This window comes from Spirosoma spitsbergense DSM 19989 (assembly GCF_000374085.1).
In the GTDB taxonomy this organism is placed as follows: domain Bacteria; phylum Bacteroidota; class Bacteroidia; order Cytophagales; family Spirosomataceae; genus Spirosoma; species Spirosoma spitsbergense.
This window is the reverse complement of sequence record NZ_KB893602.1, coordinates 24404-30762: the sequence shown is the minus strand read 5'-3', so window position 1 is coordinate 30762 and position 6359 is coordinate 24404. Positions and strand designations below refer to the sequence as shown.

The 6359-nt window shown below is 47.2% G+C and carries 8 protein-coding genes; all 8 read right to left on the bottom strand.

Annotated elements, in window-relative coordinates; translation table 11 throughout:
- Nucleotides 1-79: 79 nt before the first annotated feature.
- Entirely contained in the window at nucleotides 80-301 is a 222-nt protein-coding gene (locus B157_RS36345; RefSeq protein WP_020607126.1) for a RidA family protein, read from the bottom strand.
- Nucleotides 302-653: 352 nt separating this feature from the next.
- On the bottom strand, nucleotides 654-926 hold the full coding sequence (locus B157_RS0130670; RefSeq protein WP_020607125.1) for a DUF4242 domain-containing protein: 273 nt from the start codon (nucleotides 924-926) through the stop codon (nucleotides 654-656).
- A 425-nt stretch (nucleotides 927-1351) separates the two neighbouring features.
- The gene (locus B157_RS0130665) at nucleotides 1352-2386 is read right to left on the bottom strand and encodes a glutamine synthetase beta-grasp domain-containing protein (RefSeq protein ID WP_020607124.1); all 1035 of its coding nucleotides are present in this window, start codon (nucleotides 2384-2386) and stop codon (nucleotides 1352-1354) included.
- Between the two features lie 329 nt (nucleotides 2387-2715).
- Nucleotides 2716-3291 (bottom strand): MarC family protein, encoded by a 576-nt coding sequence (locus B157_RS0130660; protein ID WP_020607123.1) that lies wholly within the window; start codon nucleotides 3289-3291, stop codon nucleotides 2716-2718.
- Nucleotides 3292-3308: 17 nt separating this feature from the next.
- Nucleotides 3309-4325: an aminotransferase class V-fold PLP-dependent enzyme gene (locus B157_RS0130655; RefSeq protein ID WP_020607122.1), complete on the bottom strand. Its 1017-nt coding sequence runs from the start codon at nucleotides 4323-4325 to the stop codon at nucleotides 3309-3311.
- 39 nt (nucleotides 4326-4364) lie between these two features.
- Nucleotides 4365-5069 (bottom strand): peptidase M16 family protein, encoded by a 705-nt coding sequence (locus tag B157_RS0130650; RefSeq protein WP_020607121.1) that lies wholly within the window; start codon nucleotides 5067-5069, stop codon nucleotides 4365-4367.
- Between the two features lie 327 nt (nucleotides 5070-5396).
- A complete protein-coding gene (locus B157_RS0130645) occupies nucleotides 5397-5789 on the bottom strand; it encodes a hypothetical protein (RefSeq protein WP_157618648.1) in 393 nt (130 codons plus the stop codon).
- A 136-nt stretch (nucleotides 5790-5925) separates the two neighbouring features.
- A complete protein-coding gene (aroQ, locus tag B157_RS0130640) occupies nucleotides 5926-6348 on the bottom strand; it encodes a type II 3-dehydroquinate dehydratase (RefSeq protein WP_020607119.1) in 423 nt (140 codons plus the stop codon).
- Nucleotides 6349-6359 lie beyond the last annotated feature (11 nt).

Below are 6359 nucleotides of genomic sequence, written 5' to 3'. Positions count from 1 at the left end.
GCATTCGCCCTCATCCAATCAATCCACAACTTACCTATCTCGTACTTGCTTAAAATGTCACCTTATTTTATCAGCATTACTAAGCTACTTTATCCAAGCCCGAACCTACGGCATTAAGCACGGCAGCGAGATTAGCAAAAGCCTGTCTCGCCTGTATTTCAAAATCAGTCGAGATAAATCCCGACTCAAAGTTGACACCCGGTTGCCCAGCGACAAATAGTAAGTTTTCCACTCTTACAGCCTGGGAGTAAGTCATGGCTGGATGGGGAATATCCGGCGATTTTACAGCAATTGGTTTCATTGTCTTTTAGAGAAAACTAGCTCGTACTGTCCACTGACCTAACTCAGTTGCACTTTATGGCCTGCAACCTGCCCAACCAACGAAAGCCTGACCTTCGGGACGGGCAACCTGTTGCCTGTTACCCGCCCTATAAGCACTTATTGGCGATCTACCTAACACCCATACTTTCGACTTTCACACCCTTTCCCTTGTTGGGCTAAGTCTTTCCTGTGGGGCATTCGATTTGTCACACAAGACCCGCCCTGCAAGCACTTTATGGACTCCCACCCAACACCTGTAAGATTTGATGGCGACGAATGAGCCTTTACACAGCACGGAGCGGGCAATAACGCGTAAATCCGGGTAAACCGATTTACTCGGCGGTCGTCGGGTCAATAATTGTCACTACTTCGCTCACCGAATTAGCAGGAAAGCCGCCTTGTCGGGCGTGCTCACGTACCATTTCTTCGTTTGGAGCGATGTAAACGCAATAAATTTTGTCGCCTGTCACATAGCTTTGCTGCCATTGAATCTGGGGTCCCATGTTACTGAGTACACCACAGGAAGTTTGTGAAATACCTTTTAGTTGTTCGGCAGACAACTGGCCTGCTCCCGAAATTTCGCGTTCAATGAGGTACTTAGGCATATCATGTAGCGTTTAGAGGTACTTATAGTTTATCTAAGGCTTGGGCTGATTGAGGTAAGGCCCACTTACTTAGGCGTTCGCCCTGTCAACCGGAGACCGCTGAACGAGCAAAAAATCTGACCGCTGCGGCCTGCAACCTGTCGACCGAAATCCGATCCACAAGCACACTTTAGCCGATTCATCCACCATACGATTGAACGCCAAACTCTGGAACTATTTCCCTGTAATTATCAGACTAGTTATAGTTCCACAATAGCCTTACTGAGCAAGCAGTAATTCGTCCGTCAATACTTAAAGTAACAATTTCATTTACTACAATCATAGTCCTTGCTCCGTCAATTTATCATACGGTAATAAATACGATAACTCATAAAAAAAGCCCGGCTACTGTCGTAACCGGGCTTTACTCGTAGTGTATTATTGGCCTAAGCCGCTTCCATTACATCGGCCGACTTAACGGTTTTGATGATAACAGCCGCTACTTTATAGGGGTCAGCCGCCGAGTTAGGACGACGGTCTTCGAGCCAGCCTTTCCAACCGCGCTCTACCGTAGCGATGGGGATACGGATGGAAGCACCCCGGTCAGAAATTCCGTAAGAGAACTGGTCGATGGACTGAGTTTCGTGCTTACCCGTCAGGCGTAGCTCGTTGTCGGCACCGTACACGGCAATGTGCGCTTTGATAACATCAGCCGGTGAGAAAGCCTTACAGATGGTATCGTAAGTGCCTTTGTTACCAGCCGTACGAAGAGCAGAGTTAGAGAAGTTAGCGTGCATGCCCGAACCATTCCAGTCGGTAGCACCCAGTGGCTTACAATGCCAGTTGATCGATACATTGTATTTTTCACCAATGCGCTCCAGCAGGTAGCGGGCTACCCAAATCTGATCGCCGGCTGCGGCTGCACCTTTGGCAAAAATCTGGAATTCCCACTGTCCCGTAGCGACTTCGGCGTTAATACCTTCTACATTCAAACCAGCTTCCAGGCAGGCATCCAGGTGTTCTTCAACGATGTAACGACCATAGGCGTTCTGGGCACCTACCGAGCAGTAATAAGGACCCTGCGGACGGGTTGGGAACCCTTCGACGGGGAAGCCAAGCGGTTTATCAATGCTCATATCCCACAGGAAGTACTCTTGCTCGAAGCCAAACCAGAAATCATTATCATCGTCCTGAATCGTAGCCCGGCCATTGGATACGTGAGCGGTACCGTCGGCGTTCAGAACTTCGCACATAACCAGAAAACCGTTCTTGCGCTGTGGGTCAGGGCAGATAAAAACGGGTTTCAGCAGGCAGTCCGATGAGCCGCCTTCTGCCTGCTCCGTCGAAGAACCGTCAAACGACCACATAGGGCAATCATCCAGATTACCCGAGAAATCGTCTTCAATTTTTGTTTTTGACCGTAAGCTCTGGGTTGGCTTATAGCCATCAAGCCAAATGTATTCTAACTTCGCCTTTGCCATAATGTACAAGTGGATTAATTGAATAGGGGTTTTGTCACCATACGTTCAGCAAATATAGTACGGCTTTACAATAATTTATTAATGCAATTTGCCACAAAAGCCATATTTAGTACTGATTTTACAAAAAAATTATAATTTTAATTCGTTTGGTACAGTAAAACGCCGTATTTACTACTATTTTTTAATAAGTCAGCATTTTGGATGTTAAAACAAAAAAAGACCCTAATGGTCTTCTTCTAGCCTGTCGGTCTAGCTATTTCAGTGAAAAAATGTGGTTTTTTCAGGATTTCAGCTTTTTTCAGAGACTGTTTATAGATAGGTCAGATTACCTAAAATCCAGCAATCAGGTTTGTTTTCAGGAGTTTTATGGCAATAGCCAGGAGGATAATCCCAAAGATTTTACGCAGCACCGCCAGCCCTCCGGTACCCAGCCGGGTTTCGAGCCAGGCCGACGATTTGAGGACCCCATATATCAGCAGCAGGTTGAGGATGATACCAATGATGATATTGAGCGTCTGGTACTCGGCCCGTAGTGAAATGATGGTTGTCAGGGTACCCGCCCCGGCTATCAGCGGAAAGGCAATGGGTACAATGTGCGTAGCCCCGCCCGAATCGACCTCTGGTTTGAAAATAGTACGACCCAGAATCATCTCCAGGCCAATAAGAAATATAACCAGGGCACCCGCCACGGCAAACGACGCAACATCGACTCCGAAGAGTTTAAGAATTCGCTCGCCAACGAACAGGAACGAAACCATCAATATACCCGAAGCAAACGTGGCCCGCTCCGATTCGATTTTGCCAGTCTTCTTGCGGAGGTCGATAATGACCGGTAGTGAGCCAATCACGTCGATGACTGAAAACAAAATCAGGGTAACGGAAACCGCTTCTCTAAAACTAAACATGAGACCTATAGTGTCTGTTAATTGGCATACGACCGAAAAAAATGCATTAAGGTTCCAATCTCTTCGTCGGAAATAGCTGGAAAGTTGGCAATGCGGAAAGTTGTTGCTTTCCAGTCGCCGTAGCCATTACCCAGCGTGATACCCGCCCGTTGGGCGGCTGCTTTGACGGCTTTAATTACCTGCTCGTTTCCAGACACGGCAATGACCGTATCGGACCGGGTAGCCGGGTCGTCAATGAGTAGTTTAAAGGACGACCCAGCCATCTCCTGTTCAAAAAATGCATACCAGTCAGCCGCCCGCTGTTTGGTACGGGCATTCACTTCCTCAATAGGCGGCACCTGTTGCAGTACGCGCATAAGCAGATAAATACCCAGGCCGTTGGGGGTATAAGGTGTCTGGTATTTCGAGAAGTTTTCGTGCATAAAGAGCAGGCTGTTATAATGCGCATGCTCACCGATTTCTTCGGCTCGTTTTAGGGCGGCTGGTGAATAAATCAGGACGGCCAGCCCCGCCGGTAGCCCAAAACACTTTTGCACCGACGCAAACCAAACATCGGCCAGTGTCCATTCGAACGCTACTCCCGCCATTGACGAAACTGCATCGACGGCAATGAGCGACGAAAAATCCCGGCGAAACTGGGCCAGCGTGTCCATGCTGACTTGGGTGCCATTGGATGTTTCATTCTGCACGATACACAGCACGTCGGCTTCGTTCAGACTGATGGGCGGCTTGATCCGGTAGGCATACTCCGCCCATTTCTTACCAAATGCGCCGTTGTACGGATGCAAACTGGCGTGGGCCGTCAGCGATTGCGCTACAATTTCCCAGCACTCGGTGGCCGAGGAAACCAGCGCAATGTGATAATCCGCCGGGATGTCGAGTTTCTCATGCAGCAGCCGAACAGTTTCCTGTACAATGGCCATAAATTCCGCACTACGGTGATTCAGGCTCACAATACCCGTCCGCACCGCTTCGGCGGCATAGTCTGCCACCTGCGGATATACTTTTGACGGACCAGGGTAGAAGGTTATCATGAGTTGTTAGTTAGGCATCATAAATCAGTACACAAACGATCACCGGGTGGACGTTGGCAGAAATATGAGTTCAATTATATCTTTCGTTGATGCATATCGCCGGGCTGTTTGCTGTAAAGCTTTAGGCGTAATTTTTTTTAACAACTGCTCACGATCAGCAGAAATTTTCATTGGCCAGTCTGAGCCAAAACTGCTTCCCCACATCACAAGGCTCCACATATAACTACTAGTCTGAAAGTAATCATTATTTTTCTTTCCCCTTTGTTTAAAACTGTCCATTTCACCTTCAGAAACAGGCTCTTTAGATAAAATTTCCATTTCTGAGCGGACCAATGCAACCAGCGAATCAACGCGGGCCGGCGAACAGTATAGTTTGACCAGCACCCCCACCTGCCTATTCTTGGAACGGGTCATATTGAGTATTTCCCCAGGCTGCTTCAGAACCAAAACACGCTCATCCCGGTGCTTAACATTATCCAACTTTTTTTTAATCCGGCTGCTTAAGACGCTGGTATACGCTTCGTCCAGATTATTCTGGCCCTCTTCTACCTGTTCATAGTTGGTCAGGAATACCTGGTTAATGACTGCTGTTGATATGTTGGGCAAATAGATCGTTCTTTTCAGACGCGGATCGGGAAAACTACCATCATCGTCTGTTGGACGGTTACTTACTTTCGATGTTGGCAGATTACCCAGATACAGTTGAATTAAAGGAATGATCTGCTCTAATGAATAGGCTCCCACGATAGTAAAGATAAAATCCTGGGCGTTGGAAAGCCGCTTTTTGTACAGCCTGACCGCTCGCTTAGGAACAGCCTTTTCTAAATCGGTTGCTTCAAGATAGCTACCCTTTCGAGCCAGAACTAGTCGTAAACTATCTGACGTGATGCTTTCCAGTGAAGTATCCGGCCTTTGCCAGTACCTTTTTATTAATTCATCCAGAGCAAAACGAGTAGCTTTATAGTCTGATCGCGGCTCCGTGTAAAAAGCATAAATTGCCTGAAAGGCTTCGTTTAAATGGTTCGGGTATGTTTGCAGACTTATTCCCAGCGATAATTGGCTACCATTTGATTAGAAATACGTTTTATGTTCTTTTAAAAAGTGGTCGAATGCTTCGTGATCTAAGTTAGCCACTCCGGCATACCGGATTAAATAGCCTCCAATTCGCACATTTATTTTGTCGCTACCGGCATATTGTCCTTTACGGTTTACGCTTTCGGCCCGGATGTATATGGATGAATCAATGTGGCTCCCTTCCCTACCAACCATTGGCCGGAGGGCAATTCTAACTCCATTGGCTAATGTCAGGTAGGAGATATTTGACTCAGGATGATAGGTTTGACTTGCTACAGGAATTTTCTTCAGCTTTGGAATAGATAACCCAACACTATCAGACTGCCCTACAACTATTACTGAACTGAATAAGATAAGGATTCCAGTGAATGGGATTTTCCAGCCTCGCATGAGCTGAATGTACTGGATAAATTTTGTAGTGGCAGAATTATACTCCATTATCATTTCCATTCAATCCTTGCATTGACGCCTTATCCCAAATTCCGGCAATACCTTTTTACCAGGCAAGTGCTTTACTTATTACAAACTATATACTCAGTAAATACCGCACTGCCAGTTCGTAGCCCATCAACCCCATACCCACAATTACGCCTTTGCATTTGGCGGACAGGTAGCTGTGGTGACGGAATTCCTCGCGGGCGTGTACGTTGGAGATATGCACCTCAACAGCCGGGGCTGTAACAGCCGAAAGTGCATCGGCAATGGCAATGGAGGTATGGGTATAAGCCCCCGCATTAATAACGATGCCATCTACCTCGAAACCCAGCTCGTGAATTTTATCCAGGAGTTCGCCTTCGTGGTTCGACTGAAAATAGCGTAGTTGCACGTCGGAGAACTGTTCTTCGAGCGTTTTCAGGTAATCGACAAACGAACGGCTACCATAAATACCCGGCTCGCGCTTACCCAGCAGGTTCAGGTTCGGGCCGTTAATGATCAGGATCTGTTTCATTGTGGTTGACA